This window comes from Mucilaginibacter pineti, from assembly GCF_900101875.1.
Classification (GTDB): domain Bacteria; phylum Bacteroidota; class Bacteroidia; order Sphingobacteriales; family Sphingobacteriaceae; genus Mucilaginibacter; species Mucilaginibacter pineti.
On record NZ_FNAI01000045.1, the window covers coordinates 1 to 1,761 of the forward strand.

Here is a 1,761-nt window from a genome sequence, read left to right on the forward strand (position 1 = left end):
CGATATATTTTCCGGTAACCGGCGGCTTATTCTTGGACATAAACAAAGTTAGATGTTATGCAGTGAATACACAAATGACTTAAATGCAAAAGCAGTGCTGCATTTGAATACCTTTTATAATGCTGTATCTTTATTGTATAAATGGCCTTTTAAAATAAAATGAGAATATAAAACGTGGACAACCCATGACTGAACCAGTTACCATAGAACAATATCAGGAGGCTTATTACCAGATCAGGCAATACGAATTTCAACAATTGCCGCCCGGCAGGTCTTTGCTCCGGCTGCTCTACGTGGTCGATGTGCCAACATTGCTGCGCCATGAGATCGAAAGCCTATTAGCTTATGGCGTCAATAAAAAGATCATCCTGTTTTCTTCGGCCAGAGAGGTGAGCGATGTTTATTTTACGGCTTATTTTGACGCGGAAGATTTACTTAACGCCTACAGTTGGTGGGGCCATACTTTCGGCCCAAAATCAGTTGATACCTTAACGCGGGCCTTTAAAAAAAGTAACTGTACATTCGGTACAACGATTGAAACGCCGTTGCCCATGCCTCACCTTGTCAATACCCACCGCCATCGCGACCAGGAATCGCGCGCGCAGGTTGCGACAGTAAATATACCAACAGCCCTTTTATGGCAACAACCCCTGGAACCGGATAACATGAGTATCCAAGCCAGGCCCTCGGTTATCGATTTGGCACAATATAAACAAGCTATCGACCGCTATCGTGCTTACGAAGAACAGCGTCGCGGCCCAGGCAGGCCATTATTAGATGTGCTGAGAAATGCTAACGCAAGTGCGCGGGTTTGTAACGCCGTATTTTATGTTTTACATGATTTTATCAAGGAGCAACTGATCCCCTTCACCTATTCAGGCGATGTAACCGATGTGTTTTTTGTGTCTTATTTCACCGGCGAGGACCTGCTCAAAATACGGAATTTCGGCCTGAATGCGCTCAAGGAGTTTAAACAGATCATGGCAAAAAATGACTTACTGTTCAAATAGTTGACCGTAAGTGTTTATAAAGAATAGCTAATAGTTACCCATTTTTAAAATCGAGCAACTCCTTTGGCTCCGTCTCCAATGCTTTGGCAAGCTGTAAAATCGTCAGATAGGTAATATTGGTTTTACCGCTTTCAAATTTCTTAATGTCCGCATAATCCAAATCACATAAGGCGGCCATTTTCCTGAATGATAGCTTCTTAGCCAGTCTTAACGCTTTAAGATGTTTTCCAAATTGTATTAAATGTTCCCTGTCTGTTTCGCTAACCATTTTTTCTATTAAATGATTAGGAAAAATGGAATAATATAGATTCAAAAGTGTTGGTGAATTAACCAACGTTTTTTACATTTGATTAATGCTTGCGCCAATAGGCTTTGATACCGAACAACTATAAAGGAATATTAAAAGGATCAAACCTGTTTTTTTTATCATTGATGGTTATCAAATTATATGATTAGCCCGCTTTTTTTCTATCCATTCCTTTAAGGCCGCTAATTCATTTGTCAATCTTTTCTTTGTAAATATCTTGAAAATTTTGTTGCGTTCTTTTAATTCAAGCATATATAAATGTCTTAATAATGTTCCGGAATTTTTTTCTTCCAGATAGTATTCAGACCTTCCTTTAATGTAATCGCCTTTAAAATCTATAGCTAAATAAGTATCCACCTGAAATTCGGTAATCGTTAACTGGTATTGCCGTAGTTCTCTTTTTATAGTGATGATCGTTCCCTTACCGTATTTTTTAATAGTGCG

The 1,761-nt window shown here is 39.1% G+C and carries 3 protein-coding genes; 1 reads left to right on the plus strand and 2 read right to left on the minus strand.

Annotated elements, in window-relative coordinates; genetic code table 11:
• The first annotated feature begins 185 nt into the window (after positions 1 to 185).
• Positions 186 to 1,010 carry a hypothetical protein gene (locus BLS59_RS31055; protein ID WP_091157920.1) on the plus strand — a complete coding sequence of 275 codons (825 nt, stop codon included), beginning with the start codon at positions 186 to 188 and terminating at the stop codon, positions 1,008 to 1,010.
• Positions 1,011 to 1,044: 34 nt separating this feature from the next.
• Here BLS59_RS31055 and BLS59_RS31060 read toward each other — a convergent pair whose 3' ends face one another.
• Both BLS59_RS31060 and BLS59_RS31950 read right to left on the minus strand, forming a co-directional pair.
• Positions 1,045 to 1,278: a helix-turn-helix domain-containing protein gene (locus tag BLS59_RS31060; RefSeq protein WP_091157922.1), complete on the minus strand. Its 234-nt coding sequence runs from the start codon at positions 1,276 to 1,278 to the stop codon at positions 1,045 to 1,047.
• A gap of 171 nt (positions 1,279 to 1,449) precedes the next feature.
• On the minus strand, positions 1,450 to 1,761 hold a 312-nt coding region (locus BLS59_RS31950; protein WP_162842838.1), incomplete at its 5' end, for a hypothetical protein.